Below are 23,066 nucleotides of genomic sequence, written 5' to 3' on the forward strand. Positions count from 1 at the left end.
TCCGACAGTGTGACAAAGCGCAGCGCTGGAGCCGCCATGCTTGCGCCACCTCGCATTCAGCCGAAGGTCAGCATCCTGACCGCCGCATCGGCGAGCGCGATATCCACCACGCGGCCGCGCCGGTCCCAGGCCAGCAGGTGGCCGCCATGCACCGTTGCCTGCGGCGCCAGGGCGTCCGGCAGCACGATGTCGGCCAGGAGCTTGCCGCTGAAGTTCATCCATTGGCAGTGCCAGCCATCGCTGTCGTCCACGCGCAGCAGGAGGCAGTTTACGTGCAGGCTGGCCTGTGGCAGGCGATCATGCGGCCAGGCGAACTGCGCGCTCATGCCATCCTCGGTCTGGGTCGACAAGTATGCGGTACCGTCGGCGATTGCTCCAGCCGCTCCCAATACGACCGGCATCTCGCCATCGCAGTCGGGCAAGACGGCAAAGGCGCCATCTGGAACGTCGACGGCATCGCGCCCGACCAGGCGCCGCGCGGGCAGGGCGTAACGCCATTGCGCAACCCTTGTTCCATCGCGCAGCAGCAGCGCCTCGTGCTTGCCCTGCGCCGCGAAACCGATGATCTCGCCCGGCAGGTCGGCCACCTGCCACAGCACCGACTGCCCCGGCGCCGTCGCATCGAGCACCAGCAGGCGCCGATCGGCGACGACGCTCCAGGTGGCGCCGTCAAAGGCATCGGCCCAGAAGCGCAGGTCGGCGCTGAACCAGTCCTCCACCTTGCCGGTGACGAGGTCGATCCTGCTGACGCGCACCGCCTTTTCGCGCCGGGCCAGCGCCAGCGCGCGCCTGCCGTTGTGCGACACGACCAGGTGCTGGGCCGGCACGGGAAAGCGCAAGGGCGCTCGGCCGCCTTCGCGCGCCAGTACCACACCGCCTTCGCCCAGCGCCAGCAGGTGGCCGCCGTCGGGCAGGGCGCGCACGTCTTCCAGTGCATGCAGTCCGACTTCGGCGAGGCTGACCTGCAGCGGTTCGTCGCGCGCGGCCAGCGGCATTGGGACCGGCGCATCGCGCCATCCCGTGTGCGGCGTATCCTCGGTCAGCACCGGGTCGGCGGCCAGCTCCAGGAGTTTCGTCATCGTGTCGTCGGCCAGCGCGTGCAGGCCGGCGCCGCGTTCGGCCGCCAGCACGCGCCAGAGGGCGGCGGCGACCGTGCGCGTGGACGCATTGTGGCGGTCGAGCCGCAGCAGGCACGCGCAGGCGCGCAGGCGCTGGCGCAGCGCGTCGGGCCCAGGTGCGGTCAGCAGGGTTTGCAGCGTCGCGCTGCGCGCACGCAGCGCCTGCGGATCGAGGGCCAGCAAGTACAGCAAACCCTGCACGCCGAGCGTGCCGCCCCCTGCCTCGGCCGCATGCAGCCAGTCGAGCGCGCGTGCGCGTTCCTCCGCCAGGGGCCAGACCGCCTGCGCGGCCTCGGCCAGGTTGCCGCGCGCGGCCAGGTCGTGCGCCCATTCCAGGCGCAAGGCGGCGGCGCCCGCATCGCGACGGCGTTCGAGTTCGGCCACGGCGTCGGCGAAGCAGCCGGCCAGGCGCGCCAGCAGCACGGCGCGCGCCAGGTTGCCCGCCTTGGCATGCAGGCGCACGGCGATTGCCGGGGCCAGTTCCAGGGTTTCGGCCAGCTGCGCCGCCTGGGCGATGCGCCCCTTGCGTTCGAGGTAGTCGACCGCTTCCTGGCGCCGGTTCATCAATTCGGCCAGCACGAATACGGCTTCGTCGATGCGGCCGGCGCGGTCGAGCATGTCGAAGCTGCGCTGGTAAGTCGCGCGCAGCAGCTGTATCGATCGCTGGTCGAGGCCGATGGCGGCGGCGCTGGTGCCGGGACCGACGTCGAGACTGTCGCGCCGACCCCAGCGTCCCAAGGCCTGGCGCGTCGGCGCATGCGGACTGTCGAGCGGGATGGCATGGCGCAGTGCTTCGTCGAGATTGCCTTCGTCGAACTGGCGCAGCATCTTGCGCAGGTAGTTGGCCTGGCGCCAGCCGAGCAGGTGCGCGATGCGCGTCGCCGCCGCCAGTGTTGCCACGCGCGCGGCCAGCCACTCGCCCAGCGGCGACGGTGCGGGAGGGGGATCCGGCCTCGACGCGCGGATGGCATCCGCCGTGCCGCCGGGACCGCGCAGCAGCGCCAGAGGCTGCAACAGGCCCGCCAACAGGCCCGCCAGCATGCCGGCGGCGCCAAGCGCCCTGGCGGGTAGGGAAGGCGAGGCGGCGCGCATGCCCGCCTGGCGCACCGCCGCGCGCAGGAAAGCGTCGCGCTCGGCGCTTGGTGGAGGCACCGCGCTGCCGAGCAGCGTGCGCACGTCCGGCGCCGCCTTGGGCACGGCGCTGGCAAAGCCCGCCAGCGGGTCGGCCGGCAGCGCCAGCGCGACGCACACGGGAATTGCTGACGTGTCGAGCCAGGACGACGGGTCGATGCGGCTGGCGGCGTCGAGCGCATGCACGCGCAGGCTTGCGCCGAACACCAGCACGGCGCTGCCGGCGGCGATGCCGGCCCGTTCACCTGCCAGCAGCGGCGCGCTGGCAAGCACGCCGTCCTGGTCGCACAGCGGCAAGCCGGGCGCCGTTTCGCATTGCAGGCGGCGCGCATCCTTCCATGCGAGCAGGTAGCCGTCGCCGAGGCGCCAGGCCTGGGCGCCGGTCTCCCAGGCGCCGAGCAGGCGCCGGCGCGCGGCGTCCTCGCCGAGCAGCGCGGCATCGAACCAGAGCGCGCGCACGGGCTGGCTGCCGCGCAGGAGCGGGCGCCGGACCTCAGTCATGCGTCCCCCGTTTCGGTACGATGCGCAGCAAGGGTTGCGCCGCATCGATGCCGCGCACGATCAGCGCGCCGCTTTTCTGGCCGACCCAGGCCAGGCGTCCATAGGCCGGATCGAAACTCGCCTGGGCGATCGGTTCGGTCTCCTTCAACAGCGGCAGGCTCCCCTCGGCGCCCAGCAACGAGATGCGCGTGCGCCCGGCATTCAGGACGAGCAGGCCCGGCCGCTGCGCGCGTTCGCTGCGCCCACAGCCGATGACGGCGCTCTCGGACGGCACCTCGACGCGGTCGGCACCGGCCGCGTTGCCCACCAGCCAGCCGTTGCCGTCGAGCTGCAGCGCATAGGTGCCGCGCCCGCCGCGCCACTCTTTCGTTTCGCCGAACAGCAAGCGGCGGCCGCCGTGCATGATCGGATACAGGTGCTCCTTCGCCGGCTTGCCCCTGGCGATGCTGTAGACGTCGGTCCGCCTCTCTGCCGTCACGGCGAACAAGACCCGGTCCGCTTGCTGGATGGCGCCGATCACGTCGCGCGCGACCAGCCGCACATCGGCTTGCTCCAACGCGCGGCCCTTGGCGCCGCTGCAGGTCCAGTGGACCAGGCGGCCCGCCTTGTCGAGCACCAGCACGTCTTCGACCGAACCGCCGCTGCCCTGGTTGGACCAGTAAAAAGCGGACGCCCAGCGCAGCGCTCCCGGCACCGCTTCGAACATGTCCGGATCCGGCAGCGGCAGCGTGATCTTGCTGAAGATGGGACCGGGAAAACCGGCGAAGTGCAGGGCGCCGCCGCTCAGCGCAACCGTCCCGAAGGATTTCCGGTGCAGGCCGGCGGCAACGATGGCCTCATGATGCGCCGGCTTTCCCAGCTTGCGCGGCCGGCCTGGCTTCGCTCCTGGCCGGTCGGCCACCCCTCCTGGCCGGTCGGGGATGCGGTACACGGTCACGCCGCCGTCCATCGTGCCCAGCGCCAGCCATTCGCGCAGGTTGCTGAACATCGGCGCGCGCTTGAGCGAATGCGCTTCCGACACGACGTGGACGACGACGGCGGTGGCGGCTTTGTCGAACGGACGGCGCAGCAGCCGTACGCCATCCTGCGGCGCAGGCAGGGGCAGGCTGGCGCTGCTGGCGTGGCGGCGCCCGATCAGTTCGACCTCGAGCTGCGCCGCGAACCAGGAGCGCCGCACCAGCACCCGCGACACCACTTGCGCCGGGCGGGGCGAGGCCGCGTCGCCGACCAGCCAGCAGTCGAGCGGCCCGCCTTCCAGCGCGGCGTTCCATGCATCGAGGCCGGCCGCATCGAGGACGGCGACGCTGCGCGCGTCCAGCAGGCTGCGCACCGCTTGCGCGCCCCCTTCCTCGCGCAGGACGCCCGGCTGCTGCAGGATCCCCCAGCGGAACTCGGCGCCGGCCAGTTCGGCGCGGCGCGCCAGCAGGATGAACAGCGCCAGGTGCGCCAGGCGCGGTTCGCCCAGCTGCGCCGGTCCGGCGTCGAACAGGGCGATACTGCGCAGCGAGGTCTCGCTGTTGGCCGGCTCCGGCCCGGTGAACAGTAATTCGCCGTTGGCGGCGCGACGCAGGAATTCGTCGGGCACGCTGTCGGCGAGCGCCCATTCGCTGATCAGGAGCCGGTCGTAGCTGCCGCGCCGGACGATGTCGCCGACCCCGGCTGGTTCCACCGCGATCCGGGCCGCATGGCGGCGCAGCGGGCCGACCAATGGCTGCAGGCGCAGCAGCATCTGGCCCAGCGTCGCCGCCAGGTCGTCGGGGAAGAGGGAGAGCCAGGCTGCCCAGGGCTGCAGCAGCGGCGGCAGCGGCGGCGATGCAGGCGCTTTGCTCGGCTCGCTCATGTGCACTCCCGGGTGAGCCAGTCGAGCACGGCCGGGCGCGCGGGCAAGGCGTTGTCCAGTCCCAGCACCAGGTCGGGAGCGGTCCAGAGCAGCATGGCGGCGTGGCCGGTGCGGCGCTGCAGGGCGGCGTGCAGGAGCTCGGCTGGCGCGGCCGGCGCGTCCGGCGCCAGCGTGGTCGGCAGCCATAGTCCGGGAACGCCGGCCAGCGGCGCGCAATAGCGCACGCCGTCGACCCAGGGCAGGCGTTCGGCCGGGCCGAGCACGACCAGCAGGTCGCGCGTGGCGGCCAGTTGCAGGCGGCGCAGGCTGTCGGCCTCGCGCCGCCCCAGTTCGCGCAGCAGCGCGCCCAGCGCCGGCCCGGCCGCTACCAGGCCGGCCGGAGCCGGGCGGTCCGTGCGCGCACGCCAGGCCAGCACGCCCGTGTTCATGCTCAGGCCCAGGTCAGGCTGGCGGCAAGCTTGCCGCGCCGTTCGGCCAGGTCGGCGGGAAGCCCGGCCGGGTCGAAATTGGCGTCGATCTCGCGCAGCAGCGCCTCGACCTGCGCGCGCGGGGGCTGGCCACCCGCGCCCAGCAGCAGGCGGTCGGTCTCCTCGACCAGGCGCGCCATGCGCGCCTGCGGCGTCTGCGCCGTCTGTTCGGTGACGGCATGCAGCAGCGGATGGCTGGCTTCGGACAGCACGTCGCGCAGCACCTCGCGCGCACCCGCCTGGCCGGCGGCAGTGGGGATTGCGAACAGCAACGGCCACAGGTCGGCCGAAGTCGCGCAGTCGCGCCCAGCCAGCACGGCGGCAGCCGCCACCAGGCCCTGCGCGCGCACGATGCGCCGGTCCGACAGGGCGATGCCGGCCTGGCGCAACTGGCGTACGGCATGCGCCAGCGCCGGCCGCACCGCGGCCATGTCGACCATGGGCACGGCGGCGCTGAGCACGTCCAGGCGGTCAAGGCCCGCCTTGGGCGAAATCGCGTGCCGTCCCATCTCCCAGCCGCCGGCCAGCAGGTCTTCGAGGCGGTTGTCGGCGACCGGTTCGATAAAGGCGTGCAGCAGGAAGCGGTCGGCAAAGGCCGCCAGGCCTTCGTCTTCCGGCAGGCCGTTGGCCGCGCCCACGCAGATGCGTAGCGGGCAGTCCACGCGCGTATGGCCGCGCCGGAACTGGCGTTCATTGAGCACGCCGAGCAGGGTGTTGAGGATCGCGGTCGAGCCGAGGAAGACTTCGTCGAGGAAGGCGACTTCCGCTTCGGGCAGCATGCCGCCGGTATCGGTCACGACCAGGCCATCGCGCAGCTTGCCAAGGTTGACGGGACCGAACAGCTCGGATGGTTCGGTGAAACGCCCGAGCAGGTATTCGAAGTAATTGCCGCCCAGGCTGGCAGCGACGCGGCGCACGACGGCGCTCTTGGCCGTGCCGGGCGGGCCGACGACCAGCAGGTGTTCCCTGGCCACCGCACCGAGCACCATCAGTTCCGCCAACTGGTCGCGCTCCACCAGGCCTTCGGTCGCTTCACGGATCGCATCGCGCAGCTGCAGCGACGCCTCTTGGACGGAGAGGTTCATGATTGCTCTTGGGAAAAGGAGAATCGATGATGCATGAATGTTATGAATTGCGTCAAGCAATCCTTGCGCTGATGTTGCACGGGCGTGCTTGCCCAAGCGTGTGACGCGCGCCGGCATGGGGGCGGTGTTGACCTCGGTGTCGTTTGCCAAGTTCTCCGGGGACCCATGCGTTGGACGCGTGGGCGGCGCATGCGCTGCGTGTCCGCACCTTGCCGGATGGAGCCGACTACCCTGCGTTGTGGGGGGCATAAAAAAAGCCCACTTGCGTGGGCTTTTCGATGGAACTTCACAGCAGTGCGTCAGGCCCGCTCGCGCTCGACGCGATTGACGCCCGCCACCCGCCGCAAATTGCGGATCAAATGCGCCAGGTGCACCCGGTCCTTCACCTGGATCGTGAAGCGCAGCTGCGTCATCATGTTCTCGTCGTCCTCGTCCATGCCGACATAGGTAATGTTGCCGTCCGACTCGCCGATCTCGGCCGCCACGCGCGCCAGAATGCCTTTTTCGTTGTTGATCAACAGGCGGATGCGGCAGTCGAAGCGGCGGTTCAGTTCCTCTCCCCACTGCACCGCGATCCAGCGGTCCGGCTCTTTCACACGCAGGCGTTTCGCAGGCAGGCAGTCGCAGGTGTGCACGACCAGGCCCTGGTCGCGCCGCAGCTGGCCGGTGATCTGGTCGCCCGGGATCGGCAGGCAGCAGGGCGCCAGTTGCACCGACACGCCTTCGCTGCCGTAGATCGTGACCGGGTCGATGTCGGCGGCGGGCGGCATGTTCGACGGCACGGCGGCGGACTCGCCTTCGATCAGGCCGAAGATGTGGCGGGCGACGAGCGCCGGCATGCGCTTGCCGATGCCGATGTCGGCGTACAGCTCGTCCATCGACTTGGCCGAGGATTCGGCCAGCAGCTTGTCGATCGTGCTCGGCGCCAGCTCCGGCTCGATGTTGCGCGCGGCCAGTGCCTGCGCCAGCAATTCCTGGCCCAGTTCCACCGACTCGTTGACGTTGATCGTGCGCAGGTAGTGGCGGATCGCCGAGCGCGCCTTGCCGGTGCGGACATAGCTGAGCCAGACCGGGCTCGGACGCGAATCCGGGTCAGTGACGATCTCGACGATGTCGCCGTTGTGCAGTTCGGTGCGCAGCGGCTGGGTTTCGTTGTTGATCTTGACCGCCACCGTATGGTCGCCGATGCCGGTGTGGATCGAATAGGCGAAATCCAGCGCCGTGGCGCCGCGCGGCAGGGCGATGATTTTCGACTTCGGCGTGAACACGTAGACCGAATCGGGGAACAGGTCGACCTTAACGTGCTCGAGGAATTCGGCCGAGTCGCCGGTCTGCTGCTGGATATCGAGCAGCGACTGCAGCCAGGCGTGGGTACGCTGCTGCAGGTCCGACATGTTCTGGTCGCCCGTCTTGTACAGCCAATGCGCGGCCACGCCGCTCTCGGCGGTGCGGTGCATGTCCTGGGTGCGGATCTGGAATTCGACCGGGGTGCCGTAGGGGCCGATCAGGGTCGTGTGCAGCGACTGGTAGCCGTTCAGTTTGCGGATCGCGATGTAATCCTTGAACTTGCCCGGCATCGGCTTGTACAGGGCGTGCAGGGTACCCAGCGTGACGTAACAGTTCGGCACGGTGTCGACCACGATGCGGAAGCCATACACGTCGAGCACCTGCGAGAACGACAGGTGCTTGTTGCGCATCTTTTTATAGATGCCGAACAGCGTCTTTTCGCGGCCGTAGACTTCGGCATGGATGCCGCCCAGGGCCAGCGTATTCTTCACCGCTTCGAGGATCTTCTTGACCACTTCGCGCCGGTTGCCGCGCGCCGCCTTCACCGCTTTCGAGAGCGTGCGGTAGCGCAGCGGATACAGGTGCGAAAAGGCGAGGTCCTGCAGTTCGCGGTAGATGTTGTTCAGGCCGAGGCGATGCGCGATCGGTACGTACACTTCCATCGTCTCGCCGGCGATGCGGCGCTTTTTCGCCGGCGCCATCACGCCCAGCGTACGCATGTTGTGCAGGCGGTCGGCCAGCTTGATCAGGATGACGCGCACGTCGGACGCCATCGCCAGCAGCATCTTGCGGAAGTTTTCCGCCTGCGCTTCGACCAGGCTCTGGAACTCGATCTTTTCCAGTTTCGACAGGCCGTCGACGAGGTTCGCCACCTGCGGGCCGAAGCGCTCGAGTAGCTCTTCCTTCTTGACGTCCTGGTCTTCGATCACGTCGTGCAGCAAGGCGGCCATGATGGCCTGGGCGTCGAGCTTCCACTCGGCGCAGATCTCGGCAACGGCGATCGGATGCGAAATATAGGGTTCGCCCGACTTGCGCACCTGGCCGAGGTGCATCTCGTCGGAGAAGCGGTAGGCTTCGCGGACTTTCTTGAGTTCGACGGGCGTGAGGTAGTCCGAGAGCTTGTCGATCAGCTGGGTGACCGAAGCGACGCCGATGGCGTGGGGTTCAGGGACTTCTTGCGGCTTGCCCGGGCGCCGGGCCCGGGTGGTGGTGTTGCCTGAGTGGGTCGAGTCCGGGGGGAACAGGTTCATACGAGGTTCATACGTTATGTCGATCAGCCGCAGTGTGATGACAGAATAACAGAATTAGGAATCGATACAGTCAGGCGTGCCGGCGCACCGGCACCGGTATTTACATCGGCACTTTTTTCAGCATTTCGATGCCGACTTTACCGGCGGCAATCTCGCGCAGGGCGACCACGGTCGGCTTGTCCTTGGCTTCGACCTTTGGCGTGTGGCCTTGCAGCAGCTGGCGTGCGCGATAGGTCGCCGACAGGGTCAGCTGGAAGCGGTTAGGGATGTTCTTGAGGCAATCTTCGATCGTGATACGGGCCATGGTAACTCCTGAAATGGACAATGGTGCAGCGGCGCAGACGACGCTTGCAGTTTACGTTGGTTGGATTACGTGGATACCCAGTTGGGCAAACAGCGAGGCATTGCGGGCCGCCTGTTGGGCGAAGCGGCAACGTGTCGCCTGGACAATCGCCCGCAGCTCGGACAGGGCGACATTGAACTCTTCGTTGATGATAGCATATTCGAACTCGGGAGCGTGAGCGATCTCACCTCCGGCGGCCAGCAAACGGCGCGTGATGATGTGCGGTTCGTCGGTGCCACGCTTGTGCAGGCGTTCTTCCAGCGCCTCGATCGACGGCGGCAGGATGAAGATGCCGGCCGCATCGGGGAATTGCTTCTTCACCTGGCGCGCACCCTGCCAGTCGATTTCCAGCAGGATATCGGTGCCGCTCTTCATTTTTTCTTCGACGCTGGCGCGGCTGGTGCCGTAGAAATTGCCGTGCACTTCAGCCCACTCCAGGAACTCGCCGCGGTCGGCGCGCGCCACGAAATCCTCGGCCGTCGTGAAGTGGTAGTGCACGCCATCCTGCTCGCCGGTACGCGGCTGGCGCGTGGTGGTCGAGATCGACAGCTGGATGCCTGGCTCCTGCGCCAGCAGCGCATTGACCAGGGTCGATTTGCCGGCGCCGGAGGGGGCGGCGACCACGAACAGGCTGCCGGAGAAAGCGGGGGTGATCATGGGGTATTCCTTTGTTTCTGCGATCAAAGTCGCGATTGTTCATCATATAGCTGAACGCGTGGGCGGGAAACCCGCCCACCTTACACGTATGATCTTTGTCCACCCGAATAATGGCGGGAACGACGATCTGACCTGTAAGGTGGGCGGGTCCCCCGCCCACGCGTTCAAGCGGCGCGTGCAAGCCACGCCGTCAAATTCAATTTGTACTTACTCCAGGTTCTGCACCTGCTCCCGCATCTGCTCGATCAGCAGTTTCAGCTCCATCGACGCATCCGCCAGCTCCTTGACCGACGCCTTGGCGCCTAGCGTATTCGCCTCGCGATTGAGTTCCTGCATCATGAAGTCGAGGCGCTTGCCGACCTGCCCACCCTTTTTCAGGATGTGGCGCGTCTCGTTCAGGTGCGCGCTCAGGCGCGACAGTTCTTCCGAGACGTCGATGCGGATGCCATATAACGTCACTTCCTGGCGAATGCGCTCGAACACTTCCTGGCGCGTCAGCGTCGACGGGTTGCCGTGGCCGGCCAGACCCAGCGCATCCTGCATGCGTTCGACCGCCTTTTGCTGGAAGCCTGCGATCACCTGCGGGATCAGCGGCGTGATGCGCTTGACGATCGCTTCCATCGAATCGATGCGCGACTGCAGCATCGTTTCCAGCGCCGCGCCTTCGCGCTTGCGGCTGTCCACAAAAGCTGCGATGGTTTTCGCGGTGAGGGCGGCGACGTCGGCCTGGAGCGACTCCTGGCCGATGTGCGCTTCCTCGACCACGCCTGGCCAGCGCAGCAGTTCGGCGACCGTCATCGGCTGCGCCTGCGCGAAGTGCTGCGCGATCTCGCCTTGCAGGCGCGCCAGGTCGGCCAGCAATTCCCCGTTCAGCGCCTGGGCGCCGCCCGCGACCTTGCGGCCAAAGGACAGGCGCGCTTCGACCTTGCCGCGCGTGATGGCGGCCATGATGGCGGCGCGCAGGTCCGGTTCCAGCGCGCGCAATTCGTCGTTGATGCGGAACTGAAGATCGAGGAAGCGCGAATTGACGCTCTTGATCTCGATTGTGAGGGTGCCCGCAGCGCCTTCGCTGGTGGCCACCGCATAACCTGTCATGCTTGAAATGCTCAATGGAGTCCCCGGTTTTTAGAGCGACCGTCCAAAATAAAGCGACGCGCGTTGTACACGCGTATTTACTTTTGCCGGTCGATCATTATTCTTTACAAGACCGACATTTATCCACACAATCGCCGTGTTATGCAAGGAACTCTTCAGTATGGCCGCACAAAATAACGCACCCTTGCCGGAAGGGCTGGAGATCGCGGGATATCGCATTGTAAAGAAAATCGCGTCGGGCGGGTTCAGTATTGTCTATCTTGCATATGACACCGAAGGCAATGCCGTCGCCATCAAGGAATACCTGCCGAGCGCGCTGGCGCTGCGCCAGCCCGGCGAACTCGCGCCCATCATCCCCAGGCCGAACCAGCCCCTGTTCCGCATCGGCCTGAAGTGCTTCTTCGAAGAGGGGCGGGCGCTGGCGCGCGTGAATCATCCGAACGTCGTGCGCATCCTGAACTTCTTCCGCGCCAACGACACCGTGTACATGGTGATGGCCTATGAATCGGGCCAGTCGCTGCAGGAGCACGTCGCCCGCAGCAATGGCAAGGGAAGCCGCCTCGGCGAAAGTTTCGTGCGCAAGACCTTCGACGGCGTTTGCCGCGGCCTGCGCGAAACCCACGCCAACAAGCTCTTGCACCTGGACCTGAAACCGGCCAACATCTACCTGCGCAGCGACGGCGCGCCGATCCTGCTCGACTTCGGCGCGGCGCGCCAGGCGGTGGGGCTGGATGCGCCGCTGCTGGCGCCGATGTACACGCCGGGCTTCGCGCCGCCCGAGCTCTACACCCGGGGGGCGCCGCTCGGCCCCTGGTCCGACATCTACAGCCTGGGCGCGGCCATGTTCGCCTGCATGGCGGGCGGGCCGCCGCAGGCGGCCGATGCGCGCAAGCTGGAAGACAAGCTCGAGAATAAGCTCAATGCGCAGTTCGAGCGCATGACGGCAAACTATTCGCCGGAGCTGGTGGCGCTGGTGCGCGCCTGCCTCGCGCTCGACCCGCTGGCGCGGCCGCAAAGCGTATTCGCGTTACACAAGGCGCTGCAGGCGGCGCCACGCGTGCCATTCCCCGCCGAACCCGCGGCCGCGGCGTCGCCCGCGGGCGGATTGCGCGGCCTGCTGGGCCGCATCGGCGGCTTCGGCCGCGGCCGTCAATAATCAATCTTCAGGAGTCCCGGCATGCAGTTTTCCGTCTACCAGCACAGCCATATCGGCGGGCGCAAGGTCAACCAGGACCGCATGGGCTACTGCTTCACGCGCGACGCGCTGCTGCTGGTGCTGGCCGACGGCATGGGTGGCCACCAGCACGGCGAAATCGCGGCGACGATCGCCATGCAGACGCTGTCGATGCTATTCCAGATGGCGGCCAAGCCGTATATCAAGAAACCCGAGCGCTTCCTGGAAGACGCCATGCAGCAGGCGCACCGCGACATCCTGGCCTACATGGCGCGCCACAAGCTCGACGAAAGTCCGCGCACGACGGTGGTCGCCTGCCTGGTGCAGCACAACTGCGCCGTGTGGGCGCACTGCGGCGATTCGCGCCTGTACTGGGTGCGCGCCAACCGGGTGCTGGCGCAGACGCGCGACCACTCGCACCTTGAATACCTGATCGCCAAGGGCCTGGCCAGTCCCGCCGAGCGCGCCAGCCACCCCGACCGCAACAAGCTGTATAACTGCCTCGGCGGCGGCAACGCGCCGCGCATCGAACTTTCGCGCCAGGCCGGCCTGGCGCCGGGCGACGTGCTGCTGCTGTGTTCCGACGGCCTGTGGTCGATGGTGCCGGATGCCGAGATCGCGCAGAAACTCGCCACGCGCACGGTGGTGCAGGCGGTGCCCGAACTGGTGTCGATGGCCGTTGCCATCGGCGGCCCGCGCGCCGACAACACGACCGCGCTGGCGATCAGCTGGCAGGGCGCCGACAATGCCGTCGGTGCCGGCCCCAATGTGATCTCGACCCAGATGCTGCCGGAAGACCAGGTCAGCAGCACAATCAGCAACGACGCCGCCGCGCTCGACACCGCGCTCGACGCCGACCCCTTCGACGAAGACGCCATCGAAAAGGCGATCGCCGAGATCAACCAGGCGATCGAGAAGTCGTCGCACTTACTTAAATAATTACTCAAATAACAAAAGGAACACCATGAGCTTCGAATCCCGTCCCAGCGGCCGCGCCGTCAACCAGCTGCGCAGCATCCGCATCACCCGCCAGTACACCAAGCACGCAGAAGGCTCGGTCTTGATCGAATGCGGCGACACCAAGGTGATCTGCACCGCCAGCATCGAAGACAAGGTGCCCGGCTTCCTGAAGGGCAAAGGGCAGGGCTGGCTGACGGCCGAATACGGCATGCTGCCGCGCTCGACCCACACGCGCATGGACCGCGAAGCCGCGCGCGGCAAGCAGTCCGGCCGCACGCAGGAAATCCAGCGCCTGATCGGCCGCTCGCTGCGCGCCGCCTTCGACCTGGAAGCCTTTGGCGAACGCACCCTGCACCTCGACTGCGACGTGATCCAGGCCGACGGCGGCACCCGCACCGCCTCGATCACCGGCGCCATGGTCGCCGCCTACGACGCCTTCAACGCGCTGGTCGCGCGCGGCGCCATTTCGTCGGTGCCGGTCAGGCATTTCGTCGCCGCGATCTCGGTCGGCGTCTACCAGGGCGAACCGGTGCTCGATCTCGATTACGTCGAGGATTCGGGCTGCGATACCGACATGAACGTGGTCATGACGGAGGCGGGGCATTTCATCGAAGTGCAGGGGACGGCGGAAGGCGCCGCGTTCGATCGGGCCGGCATGAACCGCTTGCTGGATCTGGCGCAGGGCGGCATCGCAGAGTTGATTGGTATGCAGAAGCAGGCGCTCGGCATTTAATACCCATGGCCGTTGCGTAACGTAGGGTGGGCTCTTGAGCCCACGCGGTACAGAGCATGCGAATCGAAACGCAACGGTACGACCGCGTGGGCACAAGTGCCCACCCTACTGTGCGCCGCCGAACGAGTAAAATATCTCCCTTCCGCTCGATTCTGTTCCCCACCATGACCCAACGCCTCATCCTCGCCTCCAACAACGCCGGCAAACTGAAGGAATTCCAGCAAATCCTCGGCCCGATCGGTTTCACCCTGCACCCGCAAGGCGAATTCGACGTCCCGGAAGCCGAGGAACCGCACGCCACCTTCGTGGAAAACGCCCTCGAAAAGGCGCGCCATGCGTCGCGCCTGACCGGCCTGCCGGCGCTGGCCGACGATTCCGGCGTGTGCGTGAACGCGCTTGGCGGCGCCCCCGGCGTGTACTCGGCGCGCTTCGCCGGCGAGCCGAAATCGGATGCGCGCAACAGTGAAAAGCTGGTCGCGGACCTGGGGGATAAAGCTGACAAATCGGCCTATTACTACTGCGTGCTGGTCTACGTGCGCCACGCCGACGACCCGCAACCGGTGATCGCCGACGGCCGGTGGGATGGCGAAATCATCGCCGAAGCGCGCGGCGACAACGGCTTCGGCTACGACCCGCACTTCCTGATTCCAGCGCTGGGCAAGACCACGGCCGAGTTGACCCCAAGCGAGAAAAACGCGCAGTCTCACCGTGGCCAGGCCCTGCGCGCACTGGTCGAGAAACTGCGATGATCCCGATTAAAGTAGCCGGCGCGCCCTCGAGCGAGCCGCGTAATCCCGCCACTGCGGCCCTGCAATACCTGCAGCCGGGCGCGCTCAATCTGACCGCCTTGCCGCCGCTGTCGCTCTACATCCATTTCCCGTGGTGCGTGCGCAAGTGCCCGTATTGCGACTTCAATTCGCACGAATCCAAGGGCGAACTGCCGGAACAGGAATACCTCGACGCCGTACGCCTCGACCTGGAGCAATCGCTGCCCCTGATCTGGGGCCGCAAGATCCACACGGTGTTCATCGGCGGCGGCACGCCGAGCCTGATGTCGGCGGCCGGCCTGGATCGTTTGCTGTCGGACGTGCGCACGCTGCTGCCGCTGGAAATCAATGCCGAGATCACGATGGAAGCCAATCCCGGCACCTTCGAGATCGAAAAATTCCGCCACTACCGCGACAGCGGCGTGAACCGCCTCTCGATTGGCATCCAGAGCTTCAATGGCGAACACCTGAAATCGCTGGGCCGCATCCACGACGAACGCGAAGCGCTGCGCGCGGTCGAGATCGCAACCTCGACGTTCGACAATTTCAACCTCGACTTGATGTATGCGCTGCCTTCGCAGACGCTGGCGCAGGCCGAGCACGACATCAGGACCGCGCTGTCGTTTTCTCCGCCGCACCTGTCGCTGTACCACCTGACGATGGAACCGAACACGGTCTTCGCCAAGTACCCGCCAAGCCTGCCCGATGACGACACCAGCGCCGACATGCAGGACATGATCGCGGAGACGATGACGGCCGCCGGCTTCGATCATTACGAAGTCTCGGCCTATGCGCGGCCGGGCCGGCGCGCGGCGCACAACCTGAACTACTGGCATTTCGGCGACTACCTCGGCATCGGCGCCGGCGCCCATTCGAAGATTTCGTTCCCGCACCGCATCCTGCGCCAGGCGCGCTTCAAGCAACCGGCTTCCTTCATGGAAGCGGCCAAACGCGGCAACCCGGTACAGGAAGAACACGAAATCGCACGCGCCGACATCGGCTTCGAGTTCATGCTCAACACCCTGCGCCTGACCGAAGGTTTCGATCCGAACCTGTTCAACGAGCGCACCGGCATGAGCATCACCGCAATCAGGGAAGCGCTCGACGCGGCCGAAGCCAAGGGCTTGCTCTACCGCGATTTCAAGTTAATCCGTCCGACCGAACTGGGACAGCGCTTCCTCAACGACCTGCAAGAGATGTTTTTAGGCGAAACGAAGTAGAGAACATGGCAACGGCGATGAGCCTGGAATCGTAGGGTGGGCTCCGCCCACGCGGTACGGCGTTTGCAATCCCGCGTCCTTAACCCTGCTTCGTCCCCGCCAACGCGACGATCGTCTTCGCCAACCCACTCACCACCCGCGCCATGCTCTCGTAATCGAGCTTGTCCGGCGTATCCTCCGCCGTGTGATAGTAGGGATAGCGCATGAACGCCGTATCCGTGATCATCAGCGCCGGATAGCCATGGCGGTTGTAGGAAGCATGGTCCGACAGCGTCACCCCAGTCGTGTGCGCCGGCGCGGCCAGGCCGTGCGCCGGGAAGTCGGTCGAGGCCCGGAACGCCGCCAGCGCCTCGCGCACCAGCGCTGACGATTCCAGCGTCCCGACAAAGGCGATGAAATTGCCGGTACTCGGATAGCGTCCCTCCAGCCCCGGCGGCAACTGCTGCGTGTTCGGCTTGTCGGTGTAATAGCCCATCGTTTCCAGCACCAGCGCCGCCTTGACGTTCTGCCCCTGGCGCTTCATCTCGGCCGCATGCACCATGCTGCCCATCTCTTCGCCCATGAACCAGGGCGGTTCCTCGTTCACGAACAGCACGAAGCGCACCTCGGTACCGGCCGTCGGGCGCATGGTTTTCAGCAGGCGCGCCAGTTCCAGCACGGCCGCGGTGCCGCTGCCATTGTCGTTGGCCCCGGGCGCGCCCTGTGCCGAATCGTAGTGCGCCCCGACGATAAAGATCCGATCCGGCCGCTTGCCCGCCGCTACATTGCTGACCGACGCCTCGATATTGCGCACCTTCTGGCCACCGGCCGCGTACTCCTGACGCGTGGCCCGGTAGCCGGCCTGCACCAGCGCGGTTTCGATGTACGCCGCCGCTTTCTCCAATTCGGCGGATGTATGCGTGTTGTGCTCGCGCGAGGCAATCGCGACCACGTGGCCGCGCAAGCGCTCGGCCAGCGCCGGCGCCAGGACAGCGGCGGTGGACGTCGGCGTCACGGTCAGCACCGCCACCAGGATAAGGAGGATGAGCGCAACAATGGCTTTCCAGTGGGAGTGAAAAAAGTTTCGTATGGCAGTCTTTCGGCGTCGGTTGAGGCCATCAACTGATAGACCGGTTCAGTCTAGCCAAGTTCACACGCAAGAGACGCACGTATCGGGTAGAAAAAGACAATGGTCGGTTGGCGCTGCTGCCCAGCTATACTCGGGCATCTGCCCCCGCCGGCCAAGGGCTTGTCACGTGGAACGGAGGGTGCCTGACTATGAAGGAAGCCATGAACGATCATCTGGTGAACTGGATCGACAACGACCGTAGCCGGCTGGCCCTGCGGAATACATTTGGAGGGAGTATGCCCGTACTCGACGACTTGTATCTGGCGCAGCTTGTGATCGATGGCTGTAGCAATGTGTTTATCGGCCTGAATTTTGAGGCGCTGCCGGAAGGCAGTCCCGCCAGGTGGGCAAGTAAAGGCTGCAACAGTGTTCAGCTCAGATTGTCGTTTTATACGAGCGACTTGTCCCTCGTCAGCACAGCGCATGAACCAGGTCTTGAAGTGCGCGCTTCTTTCAGTCCCGGCCGTGTTTTTTCAATGTCGGGTACCGGGTTCCGTGTCGAACTCGTGTACGAACAGGCGTCCGCAGACTGGTATCCCTACGATTCGCGCATTTTCGAGGAGCCGCGGGATTGGTACCATCGATGAGCACCTTCACCATCCAGCAATTTGCGCATATGCGTGAATGCAGGCCAATTCTCTCTTCGCGGTAACGGAAATTAGGTAGAGCGATGAGCGTCTTTTGTACTCTTCATATTCGATCAAATTCGCATGCTGCGTTACCTCCCGAATTTTTGCGTTCGAGCGAAAAGATGAATCTCGAATTTGTCGATAATAACTCGCCAGACGTTCGTGAACGTCGTGAGCGAGTAAGGAAGAAACTGGGGTTGGAGGAAATATCGCTCCCAAGATTTCACTGGCATTTAAGTTCTGATGGTTTCGTTGATAGTGATATGATCTATGATCATATTGCCTAGATATTCGGTCTTATCCGCCCGGGACGTCCACTGTTCCAGCAACTTGGTCAGGAGTTTGAATATTGGATTTCTGTTTTTTGGCAGGGGAATGGCACTGGTGGCGGACCATTAATTACGCTTGAAATTGCAGAACTCTTGCTGTTCCATAAGGTGGAAATGGGAGTGGGATTCTATCTTGATCAAACATAGCGCGGATAGAGAAAGATACGCTTTTTTACGGCTGCGGTGGGGTAACTCGATCTTCAGTGCAAATGCCTGGCAATGAGGCGCGTAATCCGATGGGAATGAATATCCGGACCCCCCGGTTTCAGTGTCGGCTACAACTGGCATCGCGGCCAAACTGGTGTGCGTTGGAAGGGGATGGCAATGTTGCGATACTTTCTGTTGGTTCTAATTTTTTGGTGTGTTTTTATATCGTTGGCTATGGCGTTTGCACCGGCCCGTGTGCTGCGTTTTGTCCGAAATAGCCGCGCTTGGACATGGTATCTATCCAAAGTTTTTGGTTTTACGCTCGAAACACCTGACAGTGCATTAGCTGCCAGATGGGTACGTGCCCAAGGCCTGATTGGCTTGGCGGCAACGGCTCTGGCAATGTACGCATGGCTTCAAGGTCCTTTCTCAGGGTAGTTGCCGAGATAAATGTGCTTTGGCGGCTTTCTCCCTGATTCGAAAGTTAAAGACGCAAGTATTCAATTTGTAAAAATACGTGAAACCCTCTCAGCCATAAAAAAACGGGGCCAAGGCCCCGTTCGTCTTACTACGTATGCACGCTCGTGTCAGCGCGCCGCCTGTGCCGGTGCCCCAGCCTGTGCTTCGCTCCATCCCCCACCCAACACGCGATACAGCGTCACCTGGTTCTGCAACCTCTGCAAATTCGCTTGCACCGTCAACTGCTGCGCCTGGAACAGCGAACGCTGGGCGTCCAGCAGGTCCAGGTAGCTGGCGGCGCCGCTGCGGTAGCGCAGGTCGGACAGGTCGAAGCGGTCCTGCTCGGCCAGGGCCACCGCGCGCTGGGCGCGCAGCTGTTCGCTGAAGGTGGACTGGCCGGCCAGCGCGTCCGCCACTTCGCGGAACGCGGTCTGGATCGACTGCTCGTAGCGGGCCACCGCGATGTCGCGGCCGGCACGGGCCGAGTCGACGCCGGCGCGGATGCGGCCGAGGTCGAAGATCGGCAGTACCGCTTGCGGTGCGAAGGTCCAGCCGTAGGAACCGCTCTTGAACAGGCCCGAGAGTTCCGTGCTGGCGCTGCCCACGGAACCGGTCAGCGAGATGCGCGGGAAGTAGTTCGCGCGCGCCGCGCCGATGTTGGCATTCGCCGCGATCAGCTGCTGCTCGGCCGCGCGGATGTCCGGGCGGGCGATCAAGAGGTCGGACGGCATGCCGGCCGGCAGGTCGGGCAGTTCGGTCGTGGCCAGGGTGGCGCCGGGCGCCAGGTTGTCCGGGATGGTCTGGCCTACCAGCAGGGTCAGCAGGTTCACATCCTGGAGGCGCTGGCGCTGGAAGCGCGCCAGCTCGGCGCGCGCGGTCTCGACCAGCGAAACCGATTGCTGCAGTTCCAGCTTGGAGACGACGCCGTTCTCGAAACGCAGGCGCGTCAGGCGGTCCGACTCTTCGCGCGTCTTCAGGGTCTGCTCGGTGATGGCCAGCAGTTCGTCGTCGGCCAGCATCGTCAGGTAGGTGTTGGCGACCGATGCGATCAGGCTGATCTGCGTCGTCTTGCGCGCTTCCTCGGTGGCGAGGTATTGCGCCAGCGCCGCTTCCGACAGGTTGCGCACGCGGCCGAACAGGTCGAGCTCGAAGTTCGATACGCCGAAGCCACCCTGGTAGATGCTCGAAATCGGCGTGTCTTCACCCGTCGTCTGGCGGTTGCCGGACACGATGGCCGACACGGTCGGCACGCGGTCGGCACGCGTGATGCGGTACTGGGCGCGGGCCTGTTCGATGTTCAGGATCGCCACGCGCAGGTCGCGGTTGTTCGCCAGCGACAACTCGATCAGCTGGCGCAGGCGCGCATCGGCGAAGAAGCGCTGCCATTCCAGGTTGGCCGGGGCCTCGCTGGTGGCGGTCGGCAGCGTGGTGCCGCCGGTCTTCGGCAGCTCCGGGAAGCTCGGTGCGACCGGCGCTGCCGGACGCTCGTACTTCGGCGCCAGCGACATGCAGCCGCTGAGCACCATGGCCAGGGCCAGGGGAGTAACGATGAGTTTAAGAGTGCTCATTTAGATTTTTTCCTCGATTACCTTGCTGGTGTCAGCTTTCGTGCCGTCTTCATGCGCGTACTTCTTGCGCTGGCGCTCGCTGCCCTTGAACAGCTTGCGCACCACTACGAAGAACATCGGAACGAACAGCACGCCCAGGGTCGATGCCGTCATCATACCGCCCATCACGCCGGTACCGATGGCGCGCTGCGATGCCGAACCGGCGCCGCCTGCGATCACCAGCGGCAGCACGCCGAGGATGAATGCCAGCGAGGTCATGATGATCGGACGGAAGCGCAGGTGCGCCGCCTCGATCGCCGCTTCCATCGGCGAGCGTCCCTGCGCCTGCAGGTCTTTCGCGAACTCGATGATCAGCACCGCGTTCTTCGCCGCCAGGCCGACGATGGTCACCAGGCCGATCTTGAAGTACACGTCGTTCGGGTAGCCGCGCAGCAGGGCTGCCAGCACCGCGCCGAGGATACCGAATGGCACCACCAGCAGCACCGCCACCGGGATCGACCAGCTTTCATACAGGGCCGCCAGGGCCAGGAAGATCGCCAGCAGCGAGAAGGCCATCAGGATGCCCATCGTGCCGCTGGAAAGCTGCTCCTCGCGCGACTGGCCGGTCCACTCGAAGGCGAAGCCGGGCGGCAGCTTGGCTGCCAGCGCTTCCATCTCGGCGATCGCGTCGCCGGTCGAATAGCCTGGCTTGGCATCGCCCGAAATGCTCATCGCCGGATAGCCGTTGTAGCGCAGGGTCTGCATCGGGCCGGTGACCCACTTGGTGGTCGCAAACGACGAGAGCGGCACCGGGTTGCCCTGGATATTGAGGGCGTTCAGGCGCAGCAGGTCGTCCGGCTGCATGCGGTCTTTCGCATCGGCCTGGACCACCACACGCTGCAGGCGGCCGGCGTTCGGGAAGTCGTTCACGTAGGACGAGCCGAGCGAGGTCGAGATCGCGGTGTTGATCGCGTCGAACGTCACGCCCAGGGCCTGCGCCTTGTCGCGGTCGATTTCCAGGCTGACCTGCGGTGCGTCTTCCAGGCCTTCCGGACGCACGCCGGCCAGGATCTGGCTCTGCGCGGCCATGCCGAGCAGCTGGTTACGTGCTGCGAGCAGGGCGTTGTGGCCGTTGCCGCCGCGGTCCTGCAGGCGGAAGCTGAAACCGGTGCCGCGGCCCAGTTCGGGAATCGGCGGCGGGGAGAGCGCAAAGATGAACGCATCGCGCACGCCCGACAGGCCACCGATGATGCGGTTGGCGACTGCACCCGCGCTCGAATCGGCGCCTTTGCGTTCGTCCCAGTCCTTCAGCGGGATGAATGCCAGTGCCATGTTCTGGCCGGCGCCAGAGAACGAGAAGCCCAGCACGCTGACCATGTTGGCCACTTCCGGCTGCTTCATGATGAAGGCTTCGGCGGTGCGCATGACTTCGTTGGTGCGCTCCAGCGTCGCGCCTGGCGGCAGCTGGATGTTGGCGATCACGTAGCCCTGGTCTTCATTCGGCAGGAACGAATTCGGCATGCGCGTGAACATCAGCGTGACCAGGCCGCAGACCAGCACGAAAGCGACCAGGGCGCGGCCGGAGTAACGCGCCAGCTTGGCGACCCAGCTCTCGTAACCCTTGGCGGTGCGGGAGAAACGGCGGTTGAACCAGCCGAAGAAACCCTTCTTCTCGTGGTGGTGCCCGGCTTCGACCGGTTTGAGCAGGTGCGCGCACAGGGCAGGGGTCAGCGACAGCGCCAGGAAGGCCGAGAAGGCGATCGAGGACACCATGACGACCGAGAACTGGCGGTAGATGTTACCCACCGCGCCGGCGAAGAAGGCCAGCGGCACGAACACCGACATCAGGACCACGGTCACGCCGATGATGGCGCCCGAGATCTGGCCCATGGCCTTGCGGGTTGCTTCCAGCGGCGGCAGGCCTTCTTCGCTCATGATGCGTTCGACGTTCTCGACGACCACGATCGCATCGTCGACGACGATACCGATGACCAGCACCATGCCGAACATGGTCAGCACGTTGATCGAATAGCCCAGCGCCAATAATGTGCCAAGCGAACCCAGAAGAGCCACCGGAACCACGAGGGTCGGGATGATCGTATAGCGGAAGTTCTGCAGGAACAGGTACATCACCAGGAACACCAGCACCAGCGCTTCGACCAGGGTATGCAGCACCTGCTCGATCGAGATGTCGATGAACTTCGAGCTGTCGAACGGTACCGTCGCCTTCATCCCGGCCGGGAAGAATTTCGACAGTTCGTCCATGCGTTCGCGCACCAGGCGCGCCGTTTCCAGTGCATTGCCCGATGGCGCCAGCTGCACGCCGATACCGGTCGACGGCTTGCCGTTCAGGCGGGCCGAGGTGCCATAGGCTTGTGCGCCGATCTCGATGCGGGCCACGTCCTTCAGGCGCACGGTCGAGCCGTCCGGATTTGCGCGCAGTACGATGTTGCCGAACTGTTCGACAGTCGACAGCTGGCCGGTCACGACCACGGTCGCGGTGATTTCCTGGCCTTGCGCCAGCGGCAGTTCGCCGATGGTGCCCGAGGCGACCTGGGCGTTCTGGCTGCGGATGGCGTTGTTGACGTCGGCGGGCGACAGGCGGAAGCCCACCAGCTTGGCCGGGTCGATCCAGACGCGCATGGCGCGCTCGGTACCGAACAGCTGCGCGGTACCGACGCCCTTGATACGCTGGATTTCAGGCAGGACCGTGCGCGAGGCGTAGTCGCCCAGCGCGATCGGGTCCCACTTCGGATCGTCCGACGACAGGATCGTAAACAGTAGGAAGTTGGCGCGCACCTTGTCGACGCGCACACCCTGCTGGTTAACGGCCGCCGGCAGGCGCGGGGCCGCGCGCGACAGGCGGTTCTGGACGTCGACCTGGGCGAGTTCCGGATTGGTGCCGGTCTCGAAGGTCAGCGTGATCGAGCCGCTGCCGTTGGCGGTGCTGCTCGACTCCATGTAGACCAGGCCCGGCGAGCCGTTCATCTCGCGTTCGATGACGGAGATGACCGAGTCTTCCAGGGTCTGGGCCGATGCGCCCGGATAGGCGGCATTCACCACGATCGATGGCGGAGCCACGTTCGGGTACTGGGCGATCGGCAGCTGGGTGATCGAGACCGCACCGATCACCATGATAAACAGCGCGATCACCCAGGCGAAAATAGGGCGGTCGATAAAGAAACGTGCCATTGCAATAGTCCTGTTCTGTTACTGCGG

At 65.4% G+C, this 23,066-nt stretch carries 17 protein-coding genes; 6 read left to right on the forward strand and 11 right to left on the reverse strand.

Annotated features, from left to right (window positions below; translation table 11 throughout):
- Positions 1 to 56 precede the first annotated feature (56 nt).
- The 8 genes from IFT60_RS09005 to IFT60_RS09040 form a co-directional block, all read right to left on the reverse strand.
- The gene (locus tag IFT60_RS09005) at positions 57 to 2,750 is read right to left on the reverse strand and encodes a bpX6 domain-containing protein (protein ID WP_192051618.1); all 2,694 of its coding nucleotides are present in this window, start codon (positions 2,748 to 2,750) and stop codon (positions 57 to 59) included.
- On the reverse strand, positions 2,743 to 4,590 hold the full coding sequence (locus IFT60_RS09010; RefSeq protein ID WP_192051619.1) for a hypothetical protein: 1,848 nt from the start codon (positions 4,588 to 4,590) through the stop codon (positions 2,743 to 2,745). Before IFT60_RS09010 ends, IFT60_RS09005 begins: the two co-directional genes overlap by 8 nt.
- Positions 4,587 to 5,018, reverse strand: a complete 432-nt coding sequence (locus IFT60_RS09015; protein ID WP_192051620.1) for a bpX5 domain-containing protein — start codon at positions 5,016 to 5,018, stop codon at positions 4,587 to 4,589. The genes IFT60_RS09010 and IFT60_RS09015 overlap by 4 nt, the downstream gene beginning before the upstream one ends.
- Before the next feature lie 2 nt (positions 5,019 to 5,020).
- Positions 5,021 to 6,142, reverse strand: a complete 1,122-nt coding sequence (locus tag IFT60_RS09020; protein WP_192051621.1) for an AAA family ATPase — start codon at positions 6,140 to 6,142, stop codon at positions 5,021 to 5,023.
- 299 nt (positions 6,143 to 6,441) lie between these two features.
- A complete protein-coding gene (locus tag IFT60_RS09025; protein WP_192051622.1) occupies positions 6,442 to 8,679 on the reverse strand; it encodes a RelA/SpoT family protein in 2,238 nt (745 codons plus the stop codon).
- 100 nt (positions 8,680 to 8,779) lie between these two features.
- Positions 8,780 to 8,983, reverse strand: coding sequence for a DNA-directed RNA polymerase subunit omega (gene rpoZ, locus IFT60_RS09030; RefSeq protein WP_123069763.1), 204 nt, complete (start codon positions 8,981 to 8,983; stop codon positions 8,780 to 8,782).
- A 51-nt stretch (positions 8,984 to 9,034) separates the two neighbouring features.
- Positions 9,035 to 9,679, reverse strand: a complete 645-nt coding sequence (gene gmk, locus IFT60_RS09035) for a guanylate kinase (RefSeq protein ID WP_192051623.1) — start codon at positions 9,677 to 9,679, stop codon at positions 9,035 to 9,037.
- 207 nt (positions 9,680 to 9,886) lie between these two features.
- Complete coding sequence (locus tag IFT60_RS09040; RefSeq protein WP_192051624.1) at positions 9,887 to 10,774, reverse strand: YicC/YloC family endoribonuclease; 888 nt, start codon at positions 10,772 to 10,774, stop codon at positions 9,887 to 9,889.
- A gap of 160 nt (positions 10,775 to 10,934) precedes the next feature.
- Here IFT60_RS09040 and IFT60_RS09045 point away from each other — a divergent pair, with 160 nt between their 5' ends.
- The 5 genes from IFT60_RS09045 to hemW all read left to right on the forward strand — a co-directional run bounded on the left by IFT60_RS09045 (position 10,935) and on the right by hemW (position 15,628).
- Positions 10,935 to 11,930: a serine/threonine protein kinase gene (locus IFT60_RS09045; RefSeq protein WP_192051625.1), complete on the forward strand. Its 996-nt coding sequence runs from the start codon at positions 10,935 to 10,937 to the stop codon at positions 11,928 to 11,930.
- Between the two features lie 21 nt (positions 11,931 to 11,951).
- Positions 11,952 to 12,887 (forward strand): PP2C family protein-serine/threonine phosphatase, encoded by a 936-nt coding sequence (locus IFT60_RS09050; protein WP_192051626.1) that lies wholly within the window; start codon positions 11,952 to 11,954, stop codon positions 12,885 to 12,887.
- A gap of 25 nt (positions 12,888 to 12,912) precedes the next feature.
- Positions 12,913 to 13,641 (forward strand): ribonuclease PH, encoded by a 729-nt coding sequence (gene rph, locus IFT60_RS09055; protein WP_192051627.1) that lies wholly within the window; start codon positions 12,913 to 12,915, stop codon positions 13,639 to 13,641.
- Positions 13,642 to 13,805: 164 nt separating this feature from the next.
- A complete protein-coding gene (gene rdgB, locus IFT60_RS09060) occupies positions 13,806 to 14,390 on the forward strand; it encodes an RdgB/HAM1 family non-canonical purine NTP pyrophosphatase (RefSeq protein ID WP_192051628.1) in 585 nt (194 codons plus the stop codon).
- Positions 14,387 to 15,628, forward strand: coding sequence for a radical SAM family heme chaperone HemW (gene hemW / locus IFT60_RS09065; RefSeq protein WP_192051629.1), 1,242 nt, complete (start codon positions 14,387 to 14,389; stop codon positions 15,626 to 15,628). The genes rdgB and hemW overlap by 4 nt, the downstream gene beginning before the upstream one ends.
- Positions 15,629 to 15,707: 79 nt before the next feature.
- On the opposite strand, the gene IFT60_RS09070 is transcribed toward hemW, so the two are convergent.
- Entirely contained in the window at positions 15,708 to 16,622 is a 915-nt protein-coding gene (locus tag IFT60_RS09070) for a M28 family peptidase (protein ID WP_197986261.1), read from the reverse strand.
- A gap of 275 nt (positions 16,623 to 16,897) precedes the next feature.
- Between IFT60_RS09070 and IFT60_RS09075 the strand changes: the two genes are divergently transcribed.
- Entirely contained in the window at positions 16,898 to 17,323 is a 426-nt protein-coding gene (locus tag IFT60_RS09075; RefSeq protein WP_192051630.1) for a hypothetical protein, read from the forward strand.
- A 1,105-nt stretch (positions 17,324 to 18,428) separates the two neighbouring features.
- Here the strand turns inward: IFT60_RS09075 and IFT60_RS09080 are convergent.
- A complete protein-coding gene (locus IFT60_RS09080) occupies positions 18,429 to 19,868 on the reverse strand; it encodes an efflux transporter outer membrane subunit (protein ID WP_192051631.1) in 1,440 nt (479 codons plus the stop codon).
- Positions 19,869 to 23,039 carry an efflux RND transporter permease subunit gene (locus IFT60_RS09085; protein WP_192051632.1) on the reverse strand — a complete coding sequence of 1,057 codons (3,171 nt, stop codon included), beginning with the start codon at positions 23,037 to 23,039 and terminating at the stop codon, positions 19,869 to 19,871.
- Positions 23,040 to 23,066: the final 27 nt, after the last annotated feature.

Source organism: Massilia sp. CFBP 13721 (genome assembly GCF_014842025.1).
Taxonomy (GTDB): Bacteria; Pseudomonadota; Gammaproteobacteria; order Burkholderiales; family Burkholderiaceae_D; genus Telluria.

Bases quoted from the DNA above. Each gene is read 5' to 3' on its own strand.
- IFT60_RS09020 (WP_192051621.1), bottom strand. From the start codon at position 6,142: ATGAACCTCTCCGTCCAAGAGGCGTCGCTGCAGCTGCGCGATGCGATC.
- hemW (WP_192051629.1), top strand. From the start codon at position 14,387: ATGATCCCGATTAAAGTAGCCGGCGCGCCCTCGAGCGAGCCGCGTAAT.
- IFT60_RS09085 (WP_192051632.1), bottom strand. From the start codon at position 23,039: ATGGCACGTTTCTTTATCGACCGCCCTATTTTCGCCTGGGTGATCGCG.
- IFT60_RS09075 (WP_192051630.1), top strand. From the start codon at position 16,898: ATGAACGATCATCTGGTGAACTGGATCGACAACGACCGTAGCCGGCTG.
- IFT60_RS09050 (WP_192051626.1), top strand. From the start codon at position 11,952: ATGCAGTTTTCCGTCTACCAGCACAGCCATATCGGCGGGCGCAAGGTC.
- rph (WP_192051627.1), top strand. From the start codon at position 12,913: ATGAGCTTCGAATCCCGTCCCAGCGGCCGCGCCGTCAACCAGCTGCGC.
- IFT60_RS09040 (WP_192051624.1), bottom strand. From the start codon at position 10,774: ATGACAGGTTATGCGGTGGCCACCAGCGAAGGCGCTGCGGGCACCCTC.
- rdgB (WP_192051628.1), top strand. From the start codon at position 13,806: ATGACCCAACGCCTCATCCTCGCCTCCAACAACGCCGGCAAACTGAAG.
- IFT60_RS09010 (WP_192051619.1), bottom strand. From the start codon at position 4,590: ATGAGCGAGCCGAGCAAAGCGCCTGCATCGCCGCCGCTGCCGCCGCTG.
- IFT60_RS09005 (WP_192051618.1), bottom strand. From the start codon at position 2,750: ATGACTGAGGTCCGGCGCCCGCTCCTGCGCGGCAGCCAGCCCGTGCGC.
- rpoZ (WP_123069763.1), bottom strand. From the start codon at position 8,983: ATGGCCCGTATCACGATCGAAGATTGCCTCAAGAACATCCCTAACCGC.
- IFT60_RS09025 (WP_192051622.1), bottom strand. From the start codon at position 8,679: ATGAACCTGTTCCCCCCGGACTCGACCCACTCAGGCAACACCACCACC.
- IFT60_RS09045 (WP_192051625.1), top strand. From the start codon at position 10,935: ATGGCCGCACAAAATAACGCACCCTTGCCGGAAGGGCTGGAGATCGCG.
- IFT60_RS09015 (WP_192051620.1), bottom strand. From the start codon at position 5,018: ATGAACACGGGCGTGCTGGCCTGGCGTGCGCGCACGGACCGCCCGGCT.
- IFT60_RS09080 (WP_192051631.1), bottom strand. From the start codon at position 19,868: ATGAGCACTCTTAAACTCATCGTTACTCCCCTGGCCCTGGCCATGGTG.
- gmk (WP_192051623.1), bottom strand. From the start codon at position 9,679: ATGATCACCCCCGCTTTCTCCGGCAGCCTGTTCGTGGTCGCCGCCCCC.